Origin of the sequence: Streptomyces djakartensis (genome assembly GCF_014651075.1) — a bacterium.
In the GTDB taxonomy this organism is placed as follows: Bacteria; Actinomycetota; Actinomycetes; order Streptomycetales; family Streptomycetaceae; genus Streptomyces; species Streptomyces djakartensis.
Genome location: NZ_BMWE01000002.1, coordinates 447020 through 469109, shown reverse-complemented (window position 1 = coordinate 469109; position 22090 = coordinate 447020). Strand labels below are relative to the sequence as shown.

At 71.5% G+C, this 22090-nt stretch carries 18 protein-coding genes; 6 read left to right on the top strand and 12 right to left on the bottom strand.

Translation table 11 applies throughout. The features are described 5' to 3' along the window. Positions 1–149 precede the first annotated feature (149 nt). Genes pcaDC through pcaH form a run of 4 tightly spaced genes read right to left on the bottom strand, consistent with a single transcriptional unit; the run spans position 150 to position 3945 of the window. Positions 150–1271: a bifunctional 3-oxoadipate enol-lactonase/4-carboxymuconolactone decarboxylase PcaDC gene (gene pcaDC, locus IE212_RS05610; protein WP_190196562.1), complete on the bottom strand. Its 1122-nt coding sequence runs from the start codon at positions 1269–1271 to the stop codon at positions 150–152. Further along, a complete protein-coding gene (gene pcaB / locus IE212_RS05605; RefSeq protein WP_190196561.1) occupies positions 1268–2563 on the bottom strand; it encodes a 3-carboxy-cis,cis-muconate cycloisomerase in 1296 nt (431 codons plus the stop codon). The genes pcaDC and pcaB overlap by 4 nt, the downstream gene beginning before the upstream one ends. Next, positions 2560–3165: a protocatechuate 3,4-dioxygenase subunit alpha gene (gene pcaG / locus IE212_RS05600; RefSeq protein ID WP_190196560.1), complete on the bottom strand. Its 606-nt coding sequence runs from the start codon at positions 3163–3165 to the stop codon at positions 2560–2562. The genes pcaB and pcaG overlap by 4 nt, the downstream gene beginning before the upstream one ends. Before the next feature lie 6 nt (positions 3166–3171). Next, positions 3172–3945, bottom strand: a complete 774-nt coding sequence (pcaH, locus tag IE212_RS05595) for a protocatechuate 3,4-dioxygenase subunit beta (protein ID WP_190196559.1) — start codon at positions 3943–3945, stop codon at positions 3172–3174. Between the two features lie 204 nt (positions 3946–4149). Here pcaH and IE212_RS05590 point away from each other — a divergent pair, with 204 nt between their 5' ends. After that, positions 4150–4614, top strand: a complete 465-nt coding sequence (locus IE212_RS05590; RefSeq protein WP_190196558.1) for a MarR family winged helix-turn-helix transcriptional regulator — start codon at positions 4150–4152, stop codon at positions 4612–4614. Positions 4615–4637: 23 nt separating this feature from the next. Here the strand turns inward: IE212_RS05590 and IE212_RS05585 are convergent, their stop codons facing one another. Beyond that, complete coding sequence (locus IE212_RS05585) at positions 4638–5606, bottom strand: DUF3048 domain-containing protein (protein WP_190196557.1); 969 nt, start codon at positions 5604–5606, stop codon at positions 4638–4640. A gap of 212 nt (positions 5607–5818) precedes the next feature. Between IE212_RS05585 and IE212_RS05580 the strand changes: the two genes are divergently transcribed. Further along, the gene (locus IE212_RS05580) at positions 5819–7009 is read left to right on the top strand and encodes a zinc-dependent alcohol dehydrogenase (protein WP_190196556.1); all 1191 of its coding nucleotides are present in this window, start codon (positions 5819–5821) and stop codon (positions 7007–7009) included. Between the two features lie 7 nt (positions 7010–7016). On the opposite strand, the gene IE212_RS05575 is transcribed toward IE212_RS05580, so the two are convergent. After that, positions 7017–8081 (bottom strand): ATP-dependent DNA ligase, encoded by a 1065-nt coding sequence (locus tag IE212_RS05575; protein ID WP_190196555.1) that lies wholly within the window; start codon positions 8079–8081, stop codon positions 7017–7019. A gap of 74 nt (positions 8082–8155) precedes the next feature. On the opposite strand from IE212_RS05575, the gene ligD reads away from it, so the two are divergent. Continuing rightward, positions 8156–9187, top strand: coding sequence for a non-homologous end-joining DNA ligase (gene ligD, locus IE212_RS05570; RefSeq protein ID WP_190196554.1), 1032 nt, complete (start codon positions 8156–8158; stop codon positions 9185–9187). On the opposite strand, the gene IE212_RS05565 is transcribed toward ligD, so the two are convergent. Both IE212_RS05565 and IE212_RS05560 read right to left on the bottom strand, forming a co-directional pair. Next, positions 9174–11315 (bottom strand): OmpL47-type beta-barrel domain-containing protein, encoded by a 2142-nt coding sequence (locus IE212_RS05565; RefSeq protein WP_229864084.1) that lies wholly within the window; start codon positions 11313–11315, stop codon positions 9174–9176. The genes ligD and IE212_RS05565 overlap by 14 nt on opposite strands. Positions 11316–11362: 47 nt before the next feature. Next, positions 11363–13795: a ThuA domain-containing protein gene (locus IE212_RS05560; RefSeq protein ID WP_229864082.1), complete on the bottom strand. Its 2433-nt coding sequence runs from the start codon at positions 13793–13795 to the stop codon at positions 11363–11365. 235 nt (positions 13796–14030) lie between these two features. Here IE212_RS05560 and IE212_RS05555 point away from each other — a divergent pair, with 235 nt between their 5' ends. Continuing rightward, entirely contained in the window at positions 14031–15008 is a 978-nt protein-coding gene (locus tag IE212_RS05555; RefSeq protein WP_190196551.1) for a multicopper oxidase domain-containing protein, read from the top strand. Between the two features lie 105 nt (positions 15009–15113). After that, entirely contained in the window at positions 15114–16151 is a 1038-nt protein-coding gene (locus IE212_RS05550; protein WP_190196550.1) for a LacI family DNA-binding transcriptional regulator, read from the top strand. Between the two features lie 15 nt (positions 16152–16166). On the opposite strand, the gene IE212_RS05545 is transcribed toward IE212_RS05550, so the two are convergent. After that, a complete protein-coding gene (locus IE212_RS05545) occupies positions 16167–16952 on the bottom strand; it encodes a VOC family protein (protein WP_190196549.1) in 786 nt (261 codons plus the stop codon). A 219-nt stretch (positions 16953–17171) separates the two neighbouring features. Between IE212_RS05545 and IE212_RS05540 the strand changes: the two genes are divergently transcribed. Next, positions 17172–17417: a WhiB family transcriptional regulator gene (locus IE212_RS05540; RefSeq protein ID WP_190196548.1), complete on the top strand. Its 246-nt coding sequence runs from the start codon at positions 17172–17174 to the stop codon at positions 17415–17417. 126 nt (positions 17418–17543) lie between these two features. Here IE212_RS05540 and IE212_RS05535 read toward each other — a convergent pair whose 3' ends face one another. From IE212_RS05535 to IE212_RS05525, 3 genes are all read right to left on the bottom strand, one after another. Then, positions 17544–18521: an acyl-ACP desaturase gene (locus IE212_RS05535; RefSeq protein WP_190196547.1), complete on the bottom strand. Its 978-nt coding sequence runs from the start codon at positions 18519–18521 to the stop codon at positions 17544–17546. Between the two features lie 191 nt (positions 18522–18712). Continuing rightward, entirely contained in the window at positions 18713–19489 is a 777-nt protein-coding gene (gene ddaH, locus IE212_RS05530; RefSeq protein WP_190196546.1) for a dimethylargininase, read from the bottom strand. A gap of 297 nt (positions 19490–19786) precedes the next feature. Then, a complete protein-coding gene (locus IE212_RS05525) occupies positions 19787–22090 on the bottom strand; it encodes an ATP-binding cassette domain-containing protein (protein WP_190196545.1) in 2304 nt (767 codons plus the stop codon).

Below are 22090 nucleotides of genomic sequence, written 5' to 3'. Positions count from 1 at the left end.
ATGCCGGCGGTCCGCAATCAGGTCCGCGCCGACGGCTCGGCTCCCACGGCCGCTCCCGCCCTGCGCCGAGACCGCCGCGCCGGGTCAGGTCCGCGCCGACTGGCCGGTCACCGCGGCCGGTCGCGCCGCCGGGGCTACGGCCGACGGGGTCATCCCGGCGCGCCGTCCTCTTCGGCCAGCACCCGCTGGGCCGTCGCGAACGCCGAGTTCGCCGCCGGCACCCCGCAGTACACCGCCGTCTGGAGCAGCACCGCGCCGATCTCCTCCGGCGTGAGCCCGCCCCGGCGCGCCGCGCGGACGTGCATGGCCAGCTCCTCGTAGTGGCCGTGCGCGACCAGCGCGGTGAGGGTGATCATGCTGCGCTCGCGGCGGGAGAGCGTCGGGTCGGTCCAGATCTCGCCCCAGGCGTAGCGCGAGATGAAGTCCTGGAAACGCGCGGTGAAGGGGGTCTGCCGGGCCTGCGCCCGGTCGACGTGCGCATCGCCGAGCACCTCGCGCCGCACCTCCGTCCCACGCCCCGGGAGCCCGTCGAAGTGCGCCCGCAGCGCGGTCAGCACGGCCTCCGGGCACTGGGCGGGAGCCAGATGGGAGGCACCCGGGATCTCCACGAGTGCCGCGCCCGGCACCGCGTCGGCGATCTCCCGGAGGTGCGCGGGCGGTGTCGCCGGGTCCTCACGGCCGGCGACGAGCAGGGCCGGTACGGCGATCTCCGGCAGCCGGTCCCGCAGATCGAACGCGGCGAGCGCGTCACAGCAGGCGGCGTACGCCGCCGGGTCGGCGTCCCGGTGGTCCTGAACCAGTTCCGGCACGGTGAAGCCGGATGCGAACCAGCGCGCGTCCGCGTTCTCCGCCAGCCCGGCCAGCCCCTCCCGCCGCACCAGCGCCGCCCGCTCCTCCCAGGGTTGCGACCCGTCGAAGTGCGCCGACGAGCAGATCACGGCCAGCGACGACAGCCGTTCGGGGTGATGGACCGCGAGATGCAGCCCCACGGCCCCGCCCAGCGACACACCGGCGTACGCGAACCGCTCGATGCCCAGCGAGTCGGCGAGCGCGAGCACCAGAGCGGCGAGGTCACCGACGGTCGCGCCCGGCTCGACGAGACCGGCGGCCGAGCCCCCGTGTCCCGGCAGATCCCAGCGGACCACCCGATGGGTGGCCGACAGTTCGGGCGCCACCTTGTCCCACAGGGCGTACGAGGTGCCCAGCGAGGGGCCCAGCAGCAGCGGGGGCGCGGAGGCGGGCCCTTCGGCACGGTGGTTGAGGAGTGTCAACGTCGCTCCAGAGCACGGTCGGTGAGGGCTCCGGCGGAGCCGGTGTAGTGGGTCGGGTCGAGGTCGGCGTCCGCCAGCTCCGGTACGTCGGAAAGCGGCCGTCCCTCGCAGGCCGGCCCGGAGAGCAGTTCCTTGGCGCGGGCCCGGCCCAGCACCGGGGCCAGCTCGGCGGACAACCGCTCGGAGACGATCAACCCGCCGGTCAGGTCCAGATGTTCGCGCATGACCTCGGGCCGGACCCGTAGCCCCTCGGCCAGTTCGGCGGCGTCCCGGGCGGCTCCGCCGACCAGCCGCAGCAGGTCCCTCAGCGGCTCCCACTCCGCGTGCCAGGCCCCGGCCGGCCGCTCGTCCTCCGCCGCCAGCGCTCCGTACAGCGTGGCCGCGAGCTGGGGCGCCCGCCGAGCCGCGGAGGCGATGAGGGTGGACCGTACGGGGTTGGACTTGTGCGGCATCGCGGAGGAACCCCCGCCGCTGCCCTCCACGACCTCGGCGATCTCGGTGCGGGAGAGGGTGAGGACGTCCACGGCGGCCTTGCCCAGCGCGCCCGCCGTGAAGGCGAGGCACCCCGCCAGGTCGGCGACGGGCGTGCGCAGCGTGTGCCAGGGCAGGTCGGGCGCCCGGAGACCGAGTTCACGGGCGTACGCCCACGGCAGCTCCGTCGGGTCGGGGGCGCCGTAGGCACCGAAGGCGGCCAATGTCCCGGCGGCGCCCCCCAGTTGGACGGGCAGTGCGTCCCGTACGGCCGTCACCCGGTCCCGTGCGTCGAGCACCAGCGACCGCCACCCGGCCGCCTTCAGCCCGAACGTCGTGGGTACGGCGTGCTGGGTGAGGGTCCGCCCCGGCATCGCGGTGTCCCGGTGCTCAGCGGCGAGGACGGCCAGCGCCCGCTCGGTGCGGCCGAGATCGTCGAGGACCAGGCCGAGTGTGCGCACGGCGACCAGCATCGTCGCCGTGTCCATGATGTCCTGGCTGGTCGCGCCCCGGTGGACGTAGGGGCCGTACTCGGCGCCGACGGCCTTCGTCAGATCCGCGACCAGGGGGATGACGGGGTTGCCGCCCGCTCGGGCCCGCTCGGCGAGGGCCCGTACATCGAAGGCGCCGGTGCCGGCCGCCTCGGTCACCGCCGTCGCCGCCCCTGCGGGGGCGAGGCCCAGCGCGGCCTGAGCCCGGGTCAGCGCGGCCTCGGCGTCGAGCAGCGCCCGCAGGTACGCGTGGTCGCTGGTGGCGGAGGAGGCCGCCGAGCCGGCCCGTCCGGGGGCGAGCAGGGCGGGATCGTCCTGAGCGGCTGTCACCGGAACTCCAGGAAGACCGTCTCGCCTTCGCCCTGGAGGCGGATGTCGAAACGGTACGTGGCGCCGTCCTCCGCCTCGGCGATCAGCGTGTCGCGGCGCTGGTCCTCGAGCCGGGACAGCAGCGGGTCGGCGGTGAGCGCCTCCGTGTCGCCCGGCAGGTAGATCCGGGTGTACAGGTGCACGAGGAGCCCGCGCGCGAAGACGCACACGCTGAGATACGGGGCGTTCCGTCCGCGCGCACCGGGCCGCAGGGTGCGTGCGTACCAGTGGCCGTTCGCGTCGGTCTGGATGCGCCCCCAGCCGGTGAACTCCACGCCGTTGCGCCCCAGGAAGCCGCCTGAGGCGGGGTCGCGGCGCATCGAGCCGTCGGCTGTCGCGACGTTGCCGCCGGGATCCGGGCCCCACAGTTCGATCAGCGCGTCGGGCAGCGGCCTGCCCTCGCCGTCCAGGACGTACCCGTGCACGGTGACCGTGTCCGGGTGCCCGAGGGGCGCGATGTCCTCACCGCCGCGGAACGGCAGGGCGTGGCCGTAGAACGGGCCGACGGTGTGCGAGGGGGTGGGCAGCACGCTCTCCGGCCTGCTGGTGTCGATCTTCGTCATGACAGGTCAGCGCCCTTCCTCGATCCAGGTGGCGTACGGGCCGTCCAGCACGATGTCCCAGTGGTAGCCCATCGAGAACTCCGGCACCGACAGGCTGTGGTCGTACGTCGCGACCAGCCGCTGCCGGGCCGCGTCGTCCGTCACCGACTGGATGATCGGGTCGTGGGGGAACAGCGGGTCGCTCGGGAAGTACATCTGCGTCACGAGCCGCTGGGTGAACGCCGTACCGAAGAGTGAGAAGTGGATGTGCGCCGGCCGCCAGGCGTTGACGTGCTGGCGCCAGGGGTAGGGGCCCGGCTGGATCGTGGTGAAGTGGTAGCGGCCGTCGTCGTCGGTGAGCGTGCGGCCCACTCCGGTGAAGTTGGGGTCCAGTGGCGCGTCGTGCTGCTCGCGCTGGTGGGCGTATCGTCCCGCGGAGTTCGCCTGCCAGATCTCCACGAGCTGGCCGCGCACCGGGCGCCCGCCGCGGTCCAGGAGACGGCCGGAGACGGTGATGCGCTCACCGATCGGCTCCCCGTCGTGCTGCCGGGTGAGGTCGTTGTCGATCTCGGTGATGTCCCGCTCCCCGAAGGCCGGGGAGGACAGCTCCACCAGCTCCGGATCCTTGCTGACGTCGATGGTGACCGGGGGCTGCTTCGGGTGGCGGAGCACCGAGGAGCGGTACGGCGCGTAGTCGCGGCGCGGCTGGTGCTCGACCGGCCCGCCGTCCGCGAGGCGCTTCTCGTAGGCGGCGCGGCCGGCTGCGATCTCCTGGTCGATGTCGTGCTGTGTGAGAGTCATGGAAGCACCGTCTTCTCCGAGCGCCCCGACCCCGTTTAGTCAGGGCACTGAGTATTTCCGTGAAGCTTTCGCTCACGCTGTCATCAGGGGGGCGGGGCGTCAAGCCCCTGTCCTCTCGTCCTTGTTTCCCTGTGCGGAGGGCGGCCGGCTCCGGGACGGCCGGGGTATTGTTCAGTGCACCGACTGAAATGACGAGGGGTGCACATGGCGGCGGCGGACCTCACGACCCACCCCGGCCACCTGGCCCGGCGGCTTCAGCAGGCGCACTACCTGCTGTGGAACACGATGGTCTCCGAGGAGACCACCTCGCCCCAGTTCGCGGTCCTCAACGCGCTCGTCGCCGAGCCCGGCCTGGACCAGCGGACGGTGGGGGAGCGGGTGGGGCTGGACCGGTCGACGATCGCCGAGGTGATCAGCCGGCTCAGCCGGCGCGGACTGCTCGACAAGGTCCGCGACCCGGAGGACGGCCGCCGGTTCCTGCTGCGCCTCACGGAGGAGGGTGCACGGACACACCGCAGGCTGACCGTGCGCACCGCCCGGATGAACCAGGTGTTTCTCGCGCCGCTGACCGCCGAGGAGCGGACTGTGTTCTTCGACCTCATCCGGCGGGTGGCGGACGCCGCCGAGGGGCTGCGCGACCCGGGGGATCCCCTGCCGGCGCCCCGCTGACCGGCGCCCCCTGCCCATGCGGGTCAGGGCGCCTCGGCGTACACCACCCACACCTGGCCCTTCGCGAAGTTCACCGGTGTTCCGTCGCCGGTGGTGAAGGCCGTGCCGTCCGTGGCGTTCGCGCGCTCCCAGTCCACGTCGTAGGCCCGCCCGTCGCGCAGCACCTCCGCCTTCCCCGAGCCGACCGTCTCGGTGTACGGGGTGTTGTTGCCGAGGAAGTCCCCGAAGGCCGACTCGCGCACCTTCACGTACTGCACGACGACCGTCGCCGCTGTCATCCGCTCCCCGTCGGCCGTCGTCGCCGGGGCGCCGTCCATGCCGACCAGCCAGCGGTTGCGGGACTCGGACCAGGTGAAGGTGAAACGGGCCGCCGGGTAGCGCACCGTCCGCTCGGTCTCCGCGGTGCCGCCGGCGGGGGCGGAGCCGTAGTGGAAGCCGGTGGTCAGGGCGGCCGCACCCGGGGCGTCGGGCATGATCTGCCCGGGCCGCAGGAAGAGGTTGTGCGGGGCCGGTCTCCCGGAGTCGCGGACATACGCGTCGGAGGCGTTGCCCGGTGTCTCCGCCCGCAGTGGAGCCTTGTCGATCAGCGGCAGGAGCTTCGTCTGCGCGCCGGAGAAGGCGAGCGTCGGCCGGTCGAACTGGCGCAGCAGCTCCAGATCCGACTCGCGGGCGCTGCGCACCGGGCCCACGCTCTTCGGCAGCCGGGTCGCGTACACCGCCATCAGCCGGCTCAGACCGCCTTCGACCTGCTCGACGTACACCACGTCCGCGGCGTCGACACCCGTGTGCGGCCGGGCCGCGCCGGTGTTGTCGATCTTGACCGCGAGGACGCCGGGGCCGGTGGCCGTCGGATACGTCCCCTGTCTCGACTCCTTCGGCGACCCCCGTCCGTCATCGTCCGAGCCGCCCCCTCCGACGCAGCCCCCGGCCAGGGCGGCCGTCACCGTGGCGGCCAGCAGCGCCGCCGTCGTCGCGGCGCGCCGTCCGCGCATCCCTCGTCCCGAGATCACCGTCGCCACCACAGCCCAATATCATCGATTCACCCTGATTGTGCTCTTATATGCCTGCGAATGACCACAGGAGTGGTTCCTGACGGAGAATCTCCGTTTCGTCCATCGATCGGCGCAAGGTTGCACACGGAACGCCCGGGTACTCGGGCCTCGCCGTACGACCGACGCGCACGCTACGGAGGGAGCGCGAGGCGATGAGGGCAGTGACCTGGCAGGGCAAACGGGACGTGCGGGTGGAGAACGTGCCCGATCCGAAGATCGAGGAGCCGACGGACGCGATCATCCGGATCACCTCCAGCGGGCTGTGCGGCTCCGACCTGCACCTGTACGAAGTGCTCACGCCGTTCATGACCCCGGGCGACATCCTCGGCCATGAACCCATGGGCATCGTCGAGGAGGTCGGAGCGGGCGTCCCGGACCTCCAGGTGGGGGACCGGGTCGTGGTCCCGTTCCAGATCGCCTGCGGCAACTGCTGGATGTGTCTGACCGGCCTGCCCACCCAGTGCGAGACCACCCAGGTCCACGGCGAGGGCATGGGCGCCGCCCTGTTCGGCTACACCCGCCTGTACGGCGCCGTGCCGGGTGCCCAGGCCGAGTACCTGCGCGTCCCGCAGGCCCAGTTCGGCCCGATCAAGGTTCCCGAAGGCCCGTCCGACGACCGGTTCGTCTACCTTTCCGACGTGCTGCCCACCGCCTGGCAGGCGGTCGTCTACGCCGACGTCCCGCAGGGCGGCAGCGTCGCCGTGCTCGGTCTCGGACCCATCGGTGACATGGCGTGCCGAATCGCCCAGGTGCGCGGCGCCGGACGCGTCTTCGGCGTGGACCTGGTGCCTGAGCGGCTGCGCCGGGCCCGCTCGCGGGGCGTGGAGACGTACGACCTCAGGTCGTTCGACAACGAGAAGGAACTCGTGGCCGCGATCCGCGACGAGACCGACGGACGCGGACCCGACGCCGTGATCGACGCGGTCGGCACCGAGGCCCACGGCAGCGCGGCGGCCAAGCTCGCCCAGACGGCCTCGGCGATGCTGCCGCGCAAGATCAGCGGACCGTTCGCCGAACGCTTCAGCGTCGACCGGCTCGCCGCCCTCCACACCGCGATCGACCTGGTGCGCCGCGGCGGCACCATCTCGCTGTCCGGTGTCTACGGCGGCACGGCGGACCCGATGCCGATGCTCACCCTGTTCGACAAGCAGATCCAGATGCGGATGGGGCAGGCCAACGTCCGCCGCTGGAGCGACGACATCATCCCGTACCTGACCGACGAGGACCCGCTCGGCGTCGACGACTTCGCCACCCACCGGGTGCCGCTGTCCGAGGCCCCGCGCGCCTACGAGATGTTCCAGCGCAAGGAGGACGGCGCGGTCAAGGTGCTGATGCAGCCCTGACCTGCTGTCAGGAGCCGAGGATCTCCGCCAGGTCGTAGCGGACGGGCTCCTCCAGCTGCGCGTAGGTGCAGCTCTCGGGAGTCCGGTCCGGCCGCCAGCGCCGGAAACGGGCGGTGTGCCGGAAGCGCTGCCCGTTCTCCATGTGGTCGTACGCCACCTCGGCCACCCGCTCCGGCCGCAGCGGCACCCACGACAGGTCCTTACGGCCCGACCAGCGGCTCGGCGCCCCCGGCAGCCGGGCCTTCTCGTGGGCGGCCTCGTCCGCCCAGGCCGCCCACGGATGGCCCTGCACGTCGTCCATGCGCAGCGGCTCCAGCTCCGCCACCAGCTCGGCACGCCGCTTCATCGGGAACGCGGCGGAGACGCCCACGTGCTGGAGGGCGCCCCGGTCGTCGTACAGGCCCAGCAGCAGCGAGCCGACGACGGGGCCGCTCTTGTGCAGGCGGTACCCGGCGACGACCACGTCCGCCGTCCGCTCGTGCTTGATCTTGAACATGGCGCGCTCGTCCGGGCGGTAGCGCACGGTCAGCGGCTTGGCGATGACACCGTCCAGCCCCGCCCCCTCGTACTCCTCGAACCACTGCCGCGCCACCTCGATGTCCGTCGTAGCCGGAGCCAGGTGCACCGGCGCCGCCACCCCGGACAGCTCCCTGGCCAGCAGCTCCCGACGCTCGGTCAGCTCCGCGCCCATCAGCGACTCGTCCCCCAGCGCCAGCAGGTCGAAGACGACCAGGGACGCGGGCGTCCGCTCGGCCAGCGTCCGCACCCGCGAGTCGGCCGGATGGATCCGCTCCGTCAGGGCGTCGAAGTCCAGATGCCCCTCCCGCGCGATCACGATCTCCCCGTCGACCACACAGCGCTCCGGCAACCGTTCCCGCACCGCCGCCACCAGCTCGGGAAAATACCTGGTCAGGGGCTTACCGGTACGGCTGCCGAGCTCCACCTCGTCCCCGTCGCGGAACACGATCGCCCGGAAACCGTCCCACTTCGCCTCGTACTGCATGCCCGCCGGAATCGCCGCCACGGACTTGGCGAGCATCGGCAGCACAGGAGGCATCACCGGCAGATCCATGGGTCGATTCTGCGCCTACCTGGCCTGCTGCGCCCGATATGCGATACATGCGTGGTACGCCTACCGTGGCGAGCATGGGTGAAGCGGTGGAACTGCAGGCGGGTGGCCGGACCGTACGGCTGTCCAGCCCGGACAAGGTGTTCTTCCCCGAGCGCGGCTTCACCAAGCTGGACCTCGCCCGCTACTACCTGGCCGTCGGCCCCGGCATCCTGCGCGCCCTGCGCGACCGGCCCACCACCCTGGAGCGCTACCCCGAGGGGGTGAACGGGGAGAACTTCTTCCAGAAACGGGCGCCGAAGAACATGCCCGACTGGATCCCGACCGCGCACATCACCTTCCCCAGCGGCCGCAGCGCCGACGAGATGTGCCCGACCGAGGTCGGCGCGGTGGTGTGGGCCGCCCAGTTCGGCACCCTCACGTTCCACCCCTGGCCGGTCCGCCGCGACGACGTCGACCACCCCGACGAACTGCGCATCGACCTCGACCCGCAGCCCGGCACCGACTACGGCGACCCCGCCCGCGCCGCCCACGAACTGCGTTCCGTGCTCGACGAGTTCGGCGGACTGCGCGGCTTCCCCAAGACCTCCGGCGGCCGGGGCCTGCACGTCTTCGTGCCGATCGAACCGCGCTGGACCTTCACCCAGGTCCGGCGCGCCGCCATCGCCGTGGGCCGGGAGATGGAGCGGCGGATGCCGGACCAGGTGACGATCAAGTGGTGGAAGGAGGAGCGGGGCAGACGCATCTTCATCGACTACAACCAGACGGCACGCGACCGCACCATCGCCTCCGCCTACTCCGTACGCCCCCGCCCGCACGCCCCCGTCTCAGCACCCCTGCGCTGGGACGAGGTCGGGGTCGCGCACCCCCAGGACTTCGACCTCGCGACGATGCCCGCGCGCTTCGCCGAACTCGGCGACGTGCACGAGGACATGGACGACCGCCGCTACTCCCTTCAGGCCCTGCTCGACCTCGCCCGCCGCGACGAACACGACCACGGGCTGGGAGATCTGCCGTACCCGCCCGAGTATCCGAAGATGCCGGGAGAGCCCAGGCGGGTACAGCCGAGCAGGGCCAGGAAGGCGCCCGGAGGGCCTACAACTCCTTGATCCGGATGTCGCGGTACGAGACCACGTCCGTCGTGCCGTGGACCTGGAGCCCGATGTAGCCCGAGGAGAAGCGCCGCCCGTCCGTGCCCGGGTCGTCCGAGCGGGGCGGGGTGAACTCCTGGCCGCCGGTGTTGTCGAACTCGTTGATCAGCACACCGTTGCGGAACACCGAGAAGTGCTGGCCCTCCACGCGGATCTCGTAGTCGTTCCAGGTGCCCTTCTGGGTCACGCCGGCACCGGCGAGACCCACCCGGTCGAAACCGTAGACCGAGCCCGTCTTGTACATGTCGCCGTCGGGCCGGTCGAGCACCTGCACCTCGTGCCCGTACTTGATGGCGACCCACTCGGGCCGGGGCTCCTCCGGGTGGTCGTGGACCCAGGGAAAGCGCACGAAGACGCCCGAGTTGGCGTTCCCGGTGCCGGGCGCGTCGTCACGCCACTGGAGCTTCAGCGAGAAGTCGCCGTACTTGCGCTGCGGGAACCACAGCATGCCCATGCCGGGCGTGGTGGTGCTGGAGGTGATCGTCCCGTCCGGGTTCAGCCCGAACGATCCGCCGCCCACCTGCTGCCACTTGCCGAGGGACTCGGCGGTGCCGTCGAAGAGCGCGCGGTAGCCCTCGGTCTGCCCCGGCCTGCCGATCCCCGACTGGCGGGCAGCCTTCCGGATCGCCATGGACTCCCGCTGGTCGACGACCCCTTCCTTCAGCAGCCCGTCGAGGACGGACGTCACGTGCTTGAGGAACAGCGCGTGGGACGTCCACTCCCTCTCGTCCTCGATCAGCTCGCCGATCCGGCAGCGGTTGTCGGTGACCCGGTTGCGCACGCCCGAGTCGACCGTGCCGACGATCACCGTCAGCCGCTCGTCGTACTCCGGGCAGTCCGGCGCCGGAACCTGCCCGGAGACGACCGTGAAGGTCACCGTGCGGGCCGCCGCGGTGTTGCCGGCCTTGTCCGTCGCCCGGTAGGCCACCGTGTGCGCGCCCGCCCGGTCGACCACCACCGGCGCCGAGTAGGCGAGATAAGGCCCTCCGTCCAGCGAGTACTCGATCCTCTCGACGCCCGAGCCGTGCTCGTCGGTCGCCGTGACGGTCACCCGGGCGCTGTTGACGTACGCCCCCGCGGAGTTCCTCGTGCCCTCCACGGCCACGCCCGTCACCGGCGGGGTGGTGTCCTGCGGCGGCGCCGCCACGACCGTGAACCGCACGCTCTTCTCGGCCGCCACGTTGCCCGCCTTGTCGGTGGCCCGGTAGCGGACGGTGTGTTCGCCCACCTCGTGCACCATCACCGGCGCGGTGTAGGTCCGCCAGGCGCTGGAGCCGATCGCGTACTCGATCGTGTTGACCCCGGAGCCGGTGTCGGACGCGGAGACGGTGACCGTCGCCATGGCGATGTACGCCCCGCCCTGATCACGTTCCCCGGTCACCGTCGCCGAGGTATCCGGCGCGGTGGTGTCGTCCGACTGCGGTGCCACGACCGTGAACGCGGTGCTCTTCTCGGCGGAGACGTTGCCCGCCTTGTCGAAGGCCCGGTAGCGGACCGTGTGCTCGCCGACCTGGTCGACCACGACCGGCGCGGTGTACGGCTGCCAGGCACCCGCGGCGCCGAGCGCGTACTCGATCCGGTCGAGACCGGACCCGCCCTCGTCGGTGGCGTGCAGGGCCACGCTCGCGGAGCCGACGTACTGGCCCTGCGTGTTCTGCGTGCCGCTCACGTGCGCCGAAACCTCGGGCGCGGTGGTGTCCTCACCCGTGCCCTCGGTCACCGTCAGGATGCCCTGCATCTGGCCGTGGCCGGGGATCGTGCAGTGGTAGAAGTACCGGCCCGGCGTGAGCGTGACCTGGGCGGTGTGCTTGCCGCCCTGGGCGTCGTTCGGATTGGCGAGGATGTTGAGCTGCACGTCGCTGTTGAACTCGGGATCGCTGGTGACGAACGTCAGCGTGTGCGGCATGCCCGTGGTGTTGCCGGTGGCCGCGCTGTTCTCGAAGACGATGGTGGCCCGACCGGCGACCGCCGTCTGCGGCGCCGACAGGTACTTGTCGATGTCGTTGCCGGCCGTCCAGGTGAGCACCTGTTCCGCGGCCGGTGCCTGTGCCTGCCCGGCGGCGGGCAGCGCCTGCACGCCGAGCATCACGAGCAGGGCGGCCAGCAGGGCGGCCCAGATTCTTCGCTGCCGGATCACTCGGTCCCCCTCGCCAGCTGACCGGCGGCCGGGGTGGGCCCGCCGCCCTTGTACGTGACCCGCCACAGAGCCGACTTGGAGTCCGAGGTGAAGAAGCCGCGTCCGTAGTCGAGGACGTACAGCGCCCCGTCCGGGCCGAACTTCCAGTCCATGAGGTTCCTGATGCCGTCGTTGCCGGTCGGCACGATCCTCTTCAGCGACTCCGAGTGCACGGGCAGGCCACCGTCGCCCTGCGTCTTCGGGTCCATGAGCACCGCGTTGCGCGGCTGGTCGGCGTCGTAGAAGTCGCCGACGAACCACTTGCCGTCCCAGTAGGCCGGCCACTTGACGGTGCTGTCGGCCGCGACCGCGTCGGACCGGTACACCGGCCCGTTCATGGCCGCCTGGCCGCCGCCCTTCAGCCAGGGCAGCCGGTAGGTGGCCTCCTCCGGCTTGTAGGAGGGGACCCCGTTCGCGTCCCGCGGGTAGTCCGGCGCCCCGCCCGAGGGCGAGTACCAGATGTTGTTGCCGGTCACCGGCGGCAGGTTGACCAGTCCGTCGTTGTTCGGCGACTCGTTCCTAGGGTGGTCGCAGTCGTACCAGCCCAGCGGCTTGGACGGGTCCGGCAGACCGCGGTCGCGGTAGGGCTGCTTGTTGCCCATGCAGAACGGCCAGCCGCGGTTGCCCGCCCTGGTGATCGCGGCGAACGTGTCGTACTTGGCCGGACCCCAGGTCGTCGAGGGCGCGCTCGCGTCCGGGCCGACCCAGCCCGCGTACAGCACGTCGGTCGACCGGTCGACGAAGATGCGCGCCGGGTTCCGCACGCCCATCACATAGATCTCGCCGCGCGTCTTGCCGCCGCCCTCGTCCGTCTCCTTCCCGGTGAAGAGGTTGCCCTCGGGCAGCGTGTACGTGCCGTCCGGCTCCGGGTGGATGCGCAGGATCTTGCCGTTGAGGTTGTTGGTGTTGCCGGCCGTGCGGCGCGCGTCCGCGAAGGACACGCCCTTGTAGCTCGGCTCCGGGTTGTTGCCCGAGTAACCGCCGCTGAAGCCGCTGGAGTTGTTGTCACCGGTGGCGATGTACAGATTTCCCTTGGAGTCCCAGGCCATCCCGCCGCCGGCGTGGCAGCAGCTGTGGATCTGCACCGGCCACTTCAGCAGGACCTTCTCACTGGACAGGTCCAGCTTGCCGGTGGCCTGGTCGAGGGTGAACCGGGAGACCCGCCGCTCGGCCATCCGCGTGTCGCGGTTGATCCGGGAGTGGGGCGTGTAGTGCAGGTACACCCAGCCGTTCCGGGCGAACCCCGGGTCCAGCTCGATGCCGAGCAGGCCCTCCTCGACCTTGACCAGCTCGTCGCCGCCGCCCTTGTTGCCGAAGACGGTGAGCGTCCCGGCCAGGGTGACCCGCTTGGTCTGAGGGTCGTAGACGTGGATCTCGCCCTTGCCCTTGCCGATGTCGGGGTTGTTCCAGTCGGTGATCACGGGCTGCGAGGAGTCCGCGCCGCCGCGGCCGATGTAGAACACCCGGCCGTCGGGCGCGGTGACCAGCCCGTGCGGTTCGCCGATCTGGTCGTTCTGCCCCGGCTGGTTGGGCCTGGTCAGGCGCTCCGCCGTGTAGTTGGCGTTGATGGTCGCCTTGCAGTCGGCCTGCTCCAGCCGGGTCGTCCACATCAGCGCACCGCGCAGGTGCGCCCGGAAGTCGGTCTCGTCGTAGGACGACACCGTGCCACCCATGCCGGTGTAGAAGGAGCGGCCGCCGTCGTAGTCGCGGCACCAGCTGACCGGATGGTCCCAGCCGTTGGAGCCCGACCCGGGCTGGTAGGTCGATTCCCGGACCCGGGCCACCGTATGGACCTCTCCCGACGGGTTCTTCACCCAGTTCAGCCACTGGTCCGGGCGTTTCCACTGCACCGGCAGGTCCTTGGTGGCCGGGTGCCGGCGGTCGCCGACCTCGACGGTCGCGCGCTGGACGGCCGCCGGGCTCGACGCGGCCGGGCGGGCGCCCACCAGTTGGGTGAACCAGTCCGAGTACGGCTCCGCGCGCGCCGCGTCATGGATGCCGACGAATCCGCCGCCGGCCTCCATGTACGCCTCCAGGCCCGCCTCCTGCTCCGCGTCGAGGACATCGCCCCCGCCGGTCAGGAACACGATCGTGTTGAAGCGGCCGAGCTTCGCCTCGTCGGTGAACACCGAGGCGTCGTCGGTGGCCTGCACCTTGAAGCGGTGGTCGGCCGGGCCCGACAGGCCGATGTCCTCGATCGCCTCGATGCCGGCGTTCACCACCGGCGACTCCTCCCCGGCCGCCGCGGAACCGTGGAAGATCAGCACCCGGACGTTCGCGCCGCCCGGCGGCGACTTGATCGACATCGTTGTCAGCGGGGGTTCCGGATAGGGCGCCGCATCGGCGGCCGGCCCCGACAGCAGTCCGGCGGTCACGACCCCGGCGGCCATGGAGGCCGCCCGGAGACGTCTTCTCTTGCTCGGCCCTCGCAAGTGCACGGGCACCTCCTCGGTCAGCAACACCGCCAAGGAAGCTAAACCCCTTTGCCCGTCCCGCCAATACCTATGACCGGGATGCCATCAACTTTGTCTTGAGTGTGGATAAACGGGAGGGCGACCGGTACCGTCGCACCGGTTCATCACAGGTACGCCTCCGTAAAAGCCTGACCAGGGTGGGGAGTTCCGCATGGACAGACGCAGCTTCAACCGGGGTGTGCTGCTGGGCGGGGCGGCCGCCGCGGCATCGCTGTCCGTGGCTCCGGAGGCCGTCGGCGCCGACAGGCCGGCGAGGACGGCCCCCGCCGGGGGCGAGGTCAAGCGGATCAAGCTGTACGCGGAGAAGCTGGCCGACGGTCAGATGGGCTACGGCCTGGAGAAGGGCAAGGCGAGCATCCCGGGTCCGCTCATCGAGCTCAACGAGGGCGACACGCTCCACATCGAGTTCGAGAACACGATGGACGTCGCGGTGAGCCTGCACGTCCACGGCCTGGACTACGAAATCACCAGCGACGGCACGAAACTGAACCGCAGTCACGTCGAGCCGGGCGGCACGCGCACCTACACCTGGCGCACCCACGCCCCCGGCCGCCGCAAGGACGGCACCTGGCGGGCGGGCAGCGCGGGCTACTGGCATTACCACGACCACGTCGTCGGCACCGAACACGGCACGCGGGGCCTGCAGAAGGGCCTGTACGGCCCGGTCATCGTCCGCCGCAAGGGCGACGTCCTGCCCGACCGGACACACACCGTCGTCTTCAACGACATGCTCATCAACAACAGGCCGCCGCACTCGGGCCCGCACTTCGAGGCCACCGTGGGCGATCGCGTGGAGTTCGTCGTGATCACGCACGGCGAGTTCTACCACACCTTCCACATGCACGGTCATCGCTGGGCCGACAACCGCACCGGCATGCTGACCGGCCCGGACGACCCCAGCCAGGTCATCGACAACAAGATCACCGGCCCGGCCGACTCGTTCGGCTTCCAGGTGATCGCGGGGGAGGGGGTCGGTGCCGGCGCCTGGATGTACCACTGCCACGTGCAGAGCCACTCCGACATGGGGATGGTGGGGCTGTTCCTGGTGAAGAAGCCGGACGGGACGATTCCCGGGTACGACCCGCACGAGCACGGGCAGGAGTCGCCGCCGGGCGGACACGACCACTGACGGGCGCGTGCGGCGGGAGGGGCGGAGGCCCTGACAGAGAGCGCTCTCACCGGGCCGGGCGGCGGGGCTATCCTGATCCGCAGCCGCAGGTGAGGAGCGCCGACCGTGACCGACACAGCACCGCGTCCCACCCTGGAGGCCGTGGCCGCCCGGGCCGGGGTCTCGCGGGCCACCGTCTCGCGCGTGGTCAACGGCGGCGACGGGGTGCGGGACGTCCTCGTCGAGCGGGTCCGCAAGGCCGTCGAGGAGCTCGGGTACGTGCCCAACCAGGCCGCCCGCTCCCTGGTGACCCGGCGGCACGACGCGGTCGCGGTCGTCGTCGCCGAACCGGAGACCCGGGTGTTCGCCGACCCGTTCTTCGCGCTCCAGCTGCGCGGCATCAGCAAGGAACTCACCGCCCACGACAACCAGCTCGTCCTGCTGCTCACGGAGGGCCGCGACGACCACGCCCGGGTCGGCAGGTACCTGGCCGGCGGGCATGTGGACGGGGCGCTGGTCTTCTCCCTGCACCTCGACGACCCGCTGCCGGAGCTCGTCCAGCGGGCCGGTGTCCCCACCGTCTTCGGCGGGCGCCCCGGCTGGAGCGGCGACGGTCGGAATGTGGTGTACGTCGACAGCGACAACCGCGGTGGCGCCCGCGACGCCGTCCGCCACCTGGCCGGCCTCGGCCGTACCCGCATCGCGCACATCACCGGCGCCCTCGACCAGACGTCCGCGGTGGACCGGCTCGACGGCTACCGGGACGTCGTGGCGGACGCCGACCCGCGGCTCATCGCCGAGGCCGACTTCACCCCCGCCGGAGGCGAGCGGGCCATGCGCCGGCTCCTCGACCGCTGCCCGGACGTGGACGCCGTGTTCGCCGCGAACGACCTCACGGCCGCGGGGGCGCTGCGCGTGCTGCGGGAGGCCGGCCGCCGCGTTCCCGACGACGTGGCCGTGGTCGGCTTCGACGACATGCTGCCCGTCGCGGAACAGACCGATCCGCCCCTCACGACAGTCCGTCAGGACATCGAGGAGATGGGACGCCTCATGGCCCGTCTGCTGCTGCGCGACCTCGACCGCGGCACCTCCCACGAGGACGCTGCGGGCGCGCCGGCCGGCGTCGTCCTGCCGACGACGCTGGTGCGACGGGCCTCGGCGTGATCCGGCGGGTGTGCCTCAGGCCGCCGGCGGCTCGCTGCGGATCACCGCGAAGCGGGCGCCGTAGGGGTCGGTGAGCTTGGCGACGCGGCCGACGTCCGGCAGGTCCGTGGCGGGCATGCGGACCGTGCCACCGCGCTCCCGGGCCCGGGCGACCGTGGTGTCCGTGTCCGCCACCTCGAAGTAGGGCAGCCAGTGCGCCTCCTCCTCGGCGGGGTCGTCGGCGAGTGGGACGACACCGCCGAACATGGCGTCCTCGTCCGTTCCCGCGGGATGGAAGGTGGTGTAGGTGCCGCCGGGGAAGTCGACGGCGTACGTGTCGAGGCCGAGCACCGAGTGGTAGAAGGCGGCCGAGGCCGGGACGTCCGCCGTGTACAGCTCCAGCCAGCACAGCGAGCCGGGCTCCCGCACGACGTCCAGGCCCTTGTTGCGGCCCGGCTGCCACAGCCCGAAGGGCACCCCGGCCCGGTCGGCGAGGAGCGCCATGCGGCCGAGGTCCAGCACGTCCATGGGCTGCATCAGCACCGTGCCGCGCGCCTGCTCGGCCGCCTTCGCCGTGGCGTCCGCGTCCGGTGCCTGGAAGTACACGGTCCAGGAGGGCGGGCCCTGATCCGGTGTGGTCTGCATGCCTCCGGCGACGGTCCTGCCGCCGAGCTGGAAGAGGCCGTAGCCGCCCACCTCGGGCCCGCCCGGCTGGAACCGCCAGTCGAACAGAGCGCCGTAGAAGGAGGCGGCGCCGTCGATGTCGGGAGTGCCGAGATCGATCCAGTTCGGAGCGCCGGTGACATAGCGGGTGGTGAGCATCGTGGCCCTCCTCGTACAGAGTCCCGTCGTCTCTCTGCCGAGTCTCGCACCGCCCACCTGAACCCGCCGCCGGAGCGATCGAGCGGTTGCCCCGTGATCCCGCGCGCCGCCGTGCGCCACCGCCTCCGGCAGGCGACCATCGAGCCGGCCGGAGGTCCGTGAACGCGTGTTGATCCCGCGTTGATCGAACGTTTTTCATCGGCCGCGATGCTTCTGACCATGTACATCGACACGATCACCTCGCCCGAAGCCGCCTGGCAGCAGGAGGCGTTGTGCGCGCAGACCGGGGCGGACTTCTTCTTCCCCGAGCCGGGCAGTTCGGTGCGGGAGGCGAAGCGGATCTGCGGAATGTGCCCGATCCGCGCCGCCTGCCTCGACCACGCGCTGAGCAACGACGAGCGCTTCGGCGTCTGGGGCGGCCTGTCGGAGAAGGAACGTCTGGAGCTGCGTCGCGCGTCGCGCTAGTGCCGGGCGTCGCGACGGGGCGAACGTTGCTTGCCGCGGCACTGGCCACCCGGAACGCCGTGCGGCCCCGGCCGCTCGGGGCGGTCGGGGCCGCACGGTCGCAGGATCGTGAGTGCCGGTCCGCCGTCAGGCGCCGGCCCGGGCCGCCATACGGGCCTTGCGGGCGGCCAGCTTCTCGTCGAACTTGGCCGCCTCGGAGTCCAGGCCGCCCATGTACAGGCCGAGTTCCTCCTGAGCCTTGCGGCCCTCCGGGCCCAGGCCGTCGATCTCCATGATCTTCAGGAAGCGCAGCACGGGCTGGAGCACGTCGTCGTGGTGGATGCGCAGGTTGTAGACCTCGCCGATCGCCATCTGCGCGGCGGCCCGCTCGAAGCCGGGGATGCCGTGACCGGGCATCCGGAAGTTCACGACCACGTCCCGGACGGCCTGCATGGTCAGGTCCGGGGCGATCTCGAAGGCCGCCTTCAGCAGGTTGCGGTAGAAGACCATGTGCAGGTTCTCGTCGGTCGCGATGCGGGCCAGCATGCGGTCGCAGACCGGGTCGCCGGACTGGTGACCGGTGTTGCGGTGCGAGATGCGGGTGGCGAGCTCCTGGAAGGAGACGTAGGCGACCGAGTGCAGCATCGAGTGCCGGTGGTCGTGCTCGAAGCCCTCACTCATGTGGGCCATCCGGAACTGCTCCAGCTTGTCCGGGTCCACGGCGCGCGAGGTGAGCAGGTAGTCCCGCATCACGATGCCGTGCCGGCCCTCCTCGGCGGTCCAGCGGTGCACCCACGTGCCCCAGGCGCCGTCCCGGCCGAAGAGCGAGGCGATCTCGTGGTGGTAGCTGGGCAGGTTGTCCTCGGTCAGAAGGTTGACGACGAGCGCGATACGGCCGATCTCGGTGACCTTGGAGTGCTCCTTCTCCCAGGCCTCCCCGTCCTCGAAGAGGCCGGGGAAGTTGCGCCCGTCGCTCCACGGAACGTACTCGTGCGGCATCCAGTCCTTGGCGACCTGCAGATGCCGGTTGAGCTCCTTCTCGACCACTTCCTCCAGTGCGTACAGCAGCTGAGCGTCGGTCCAGGCGCCGGCGGGGCTGCCGAGGTGGGGAGTGGTGATCGTCATGGACTCTCCAGGGGACATGCGTACGAGCGATGTGCGGAAACCTACGGCATCGTAGGCTACGTTTCCGTAGGTTACGAGGCCGTAGGTTAAGGGCCGTGTAAAGCCCCCTGATCAGCGGGGTCGTCCGGACGTGCCCACCGCCGCCCTTCAGTCGCAGGTCGAGGACCGGGCGGAGTGGTGCGCTCACCCGGTCAGACGTACAGCTCGCGCAGCCGCACCGAGAGGCATGTCACACACCCCTCCAGCTTCTCGAACTCGCTGATGTCCACGACGACCGGCTCGTAGCCGAGGTCCGCGAACAGCTCCGCGGTCTTCGGGGCGCTCGCCGCCATCAGCAGCTTGTCGCCGCCGAGCAGCACGACGTGGGCGCCGGTCTCCTCCGGCACGTGCAGGAAGCGCCCGAACAGTGACGGCGTGTCCATCTTCGGGATGTGCCCGATGACCGTCCCGTCCGGCAGCGCGGTGACCGCCGACTTCAGGTGCAGCACCTTGCTCACCGGCGCGGAGACCACCCGCGCGCCCAGCGGTTCGAACGCGGCGCGCAACTGCCGGACGCCGGCGGCGTTGGTGCGCCCGCCGCGGCCCACGTACACGGTGTCACCGACCTTGAGCACGTCGCCGCCCTCCAGGGTGCCCGGATCCCAGATCCAGTTCACCGAGCAGCCGAGGCCGGCCACGGCCTCCTCGACCCCGGCGGTCTCCTCGCGCCGGGAGTCGGCGCCCGGGCGCGCGATCAGCGCGACGTTCTTGTACATCACGACCGTGTCCTCGACGAACACCGAGTCCGGGCAGTCGTCGGCCGGGTCCACCTCGATGGTTTCCCAGCCGTGCGTGCGCAGGGCCTCCACGTACGCCTCCCACTGCTCGACCGCGAGATCGGCGTCCACCCGCTGCCGCTCGATGTGTGTCACCAGCCCTTCGGCAAGACGCGGGCTGGGGCGGCGGACGAGGGCCTTCTTGCTGGGCACGAGCGTGACTCCGTATTCGGATGGGAGGTGTCTGGAGCGCGCCGACGGAGCCTCCGGGGTCGACCGGAACCCATCGGACGTCGGCCGACCATCATGCAGGGCGAGCCCGGGAGACGACACCCCCGGGGGAGGGACGAAAAGCCCGGCACGGTCGCGCTCCACTCAGCGGGTACCTCCACCGGCAGGGCCGACACGTGCGGCCGGCCCACCTCGGCGCCGTGCAGGAACAGCCACCCACAAGGGCCCCGGCCGGGCGGGCCCGGGCCGGCTCAGCCGGTGGCGACACCGTCACCCCCGTCACACCGGCACGCCGGTCTCCGCAGGGGCACCCGCCTGACACCGTGCCCGCCGCAGGTGCTCCCCGGTGAACGATCCCTCCGCCTCCAGAAGCTGAGCCGGCGTCCCCTCGAAGACGACCTGGCCGCCGTCCCTGCCGCCGTCCGGGCCGAGGTCGATCACCCAGTCGGCCCGGGCGACCACGTCCAGGTTGTGTTCCACGACGACCACCGTGTTGCCCGCGTCGACCAGCCGGTCCAGCAGGGCGACGAGTCCCGCCACGTCCGCCATGTGCAGCCCGGTCGTCGGTTCGTCGAGCACATAGACCGCGCCCGTCCGGTGCAGCCGCGTGGCCAGCTTGATGCGCTGGCGCTCACCGCCGGAGAGCGTGGACAGGGGCTGCCCGAGCGTCAGGTACGTCAGCCCGACGTCCCGCAGGGCGCGCAGTCGGCGGCGTACGCCCGGGTCGTCGAAGAAGCCGAGCGCCTGCTCGGCCGTCATCTGAAGGACGTCGGCGATGGAGGCCCCCCGTACGGTCATCCGCAGCACCTCCTCCTTGAAGCGCCGCCCCTCGCAGTCGTGGCAGGTCGTCGTCACCGGGTCCATGAAGGCGAGGTCGGTGTAGATGAGCCCCCGGCCCTCGCAGGTGCCGCAGGCCCCGCTGGAGTTGAAGCTGAAGAAGCCCGCCCCGGTCCCCGTCTCGCGGGCGAAGATCTTCCGCACCGTGTCCATGACCCCCAGGTACGTCGCCGGAGTGGACCGGCCCGAGATCCCGATCGACGACTGGTCGACCACCACGGCGTCCGGGTGCGCGGCGGTGAACTCCCCGGCCAGGGTGGTCTTGCCGGACCCGGCCACGCCGGTCACCGCCGTGAGCACCCCGGCCGGGAACCGTACGGTCACGTCGCGCAGGTTGTGCCGGTCGGCGCCCTTGACCCACAGCTCGCCGGTGGCCTGCCGCACGTCCTCCTTGACCGCCGTCCGGCGGCGCAGACACCGCCCGGTGAGCGTGCCGGACGCGGCCAGCTCGCCGGGTGTGCCCTCGAACACGACCCTGCCGCCCTCGGCACCGGCCCCCGGCCCCATGTCGACCACATGGTCGGCCAGCGCGATGACGTCCGGGTCGTGTTCGACGACCAGCACGGTGTTGCCCTTGTCGCGCAGCCGCAGCAGCAGGTCGCCGAGGCGGCCCACGTCACGCGGGTGCAGGCCGACGCTCGGCTCGTCGAAGATGTACGTCATCCCACTCAGGCTGGAGCCCAGGTGCCGCACGGTCTTCAGCCGCTGCCCCTCCCCGCCGCTGAGCGTGGCCGTCTCCCGGTCGAGGCTGAGGTAGCCGAGGCCGATCGCCTCGATGCGCTCCAGCGCGGCCACCGCCGCCCCCGCGACGGGCCCCGCCACCGGGTCGTCGATCTCCCTCAGCACCGCGATCAGGTCCGTGACCTGCATACGGGCGCAGTCGGCGATGTTCCGGCCGCCGATCCGGGTGGCGAGCGCCGCCGCGTTCAGGCGAGCCCCCCGGCAGGCCGGGCAGACGTCGTCCACCAGGAACTCCCGGACCAGGTCGCGGGTCTTCTGGCTCATGGCCGACAGGTCCCGTTTGAGATACAGCCGCTCGAAACGGTCGGCCAGTCCCTCGTACTCCGTGGTCCAGGTGCCGCCACTGCCCTTCACCGTGACCGTGCTGCCGGGCCGCCCGCGCATCAGGAACTCACGCTCGGCGGTGGTGAACCGTTCCACCGGCTTGTCCGGGTCCAGGTCGTCGCTGTTGGTGTACGTCTGCCCCTGCCAGGTGCCCGCGGCGAACGGCGGGAAGCGGACCGCCCCGCCGGCCAGGGAGCGGTCCGGGTCCAGGATGCGGTCCCAGTCGGGCCGCACCGTCCGGCCGAGGCCGTCGCACTCGGGGCACATGCCCGACGGGTCGTTGAACGAGTACGCCGTGGCCGGCCCGGCGCTCGGGGTGCCGTGCCGGGAGAACAGCACGCGGATCACCGAGTAGACGTCCGTCATGGTGCCCACGGTCGACCGGGAGTGGCCGCCGACCGGCCGCTGGTCGACGACGATCGCGGGGGAGAGGTCCTCCAGTCCGTCCACGTGCGGTCGCTCGTACTTGGGCAGCCGGTTGCGGACGAACCAGGGGAACGTCTCGTTCAGCTGGCGCTGCGACTCCACCGCGATCGTGTCGAAGACGACGGACGACTTCCCCGACCCCGAAACGCCGGTGAACACGGTCAGCCGGCCCTTCGGGATGCGCAGGGTGACGTCCTTGAGGTTGTTCTCACGGGCTCCGGTCAGGGTGATGACATCGTGCGTGAGGTCGGTCAT

Coding starts and splice junctions, on each gene's coding strand:
- pcaG (WP_190196560.1), bottom strand. CDS start 3,165: ATGACGAAGATCGACACCAGCAGGCCGGAGAGCGTGCTGCCCACCCCC.
- pcaH (WP_190196559.1), bottom strand. CDS start 3,945: ATGACTCTCACACAGCACGACATCGACCAGGAGATCGCAGCCGGCCGC.
- IE212_RS05590 (WP_190196558.1), top strand. CDS start 4,150: ATGGCGGCGGCGGACCTCACGACCCACCCCGGCCACCTGGCCCGGCGG.
- IE212_RS05585 (WP_190196557.1), bottom strand. CDS start 5,606: ATGCGCGGACGGCGCGCCGCGACGACGGCGGCGCTGCTGGCCGCCACG.
- IE212_RS05580 (WP_190196556.1), top strand. CDS start 5,819: ATGAGGGCAGTGACCTGGCAGGGCAAACGGGACGTGCGGGTGGAGAAC.
- IE212_RS05575 (WP_190196555.1), bottom strand. CDS start 8,081: ATGGATCTGCCGGTGATGCCTCCTGTGCTGCCGATGCTCGCCAAGTCC.
- ligD (WP_190196554.1), top strand. CDS start 8,156: ATGGGTGAAGCGGTGGAACTGCAGGCGGGTGGCCGGACCGTACGGCTG.
- IE212_RS05565 (WP_229864084.1), bottom strand. CDS start 11,315: ATGCTCGGCGTGCAGGCGCTGCCCGCCGCCGGGCAGGCACAGGCACCG.
- IE212_RS05560 (WP_229864082.1), bottom strand. CDS start 13,795: ATGGCCGCCGGGGTCGTGACCGCCGGACTGCTGTCGGGGCCGGCCGCC.
- IE212_RS05555 (WP_190196551.1), top strand. CDS start 14,031: ATGGACAGACGCAGCTTCAACCGGGGTGTGCTGCTGGGCGGGGCGGCC.
- IE212_RS05545 (WP_190196549.1), bottom strand. CDS start 16,952: ATGCTCACCACCCGCTATGTCACCGGCGCTCCGAACTGGATCGATCTC.
- IE212_RS05540 (WP_190196548.1), top strand. CDS start 17,172: ATGTACATCGACACGATCACCTCGCCCGAAGCCGCCTGGCAGCAGGAG.
- IE212_RS05535 (WP_190196547.1), bottom strand. CDS start 18,521: ATGACGATCACCACTCCCCACCTCGGCAGCCCCGCCGGCGCCTGGACC.
- IE212_RS05525 (WP_190196545.1), bottom strand. CDS start 22,090: ATGACCGACCTCACGCACGATGTCATCACCCTGACCGGAGCCCGTGAG.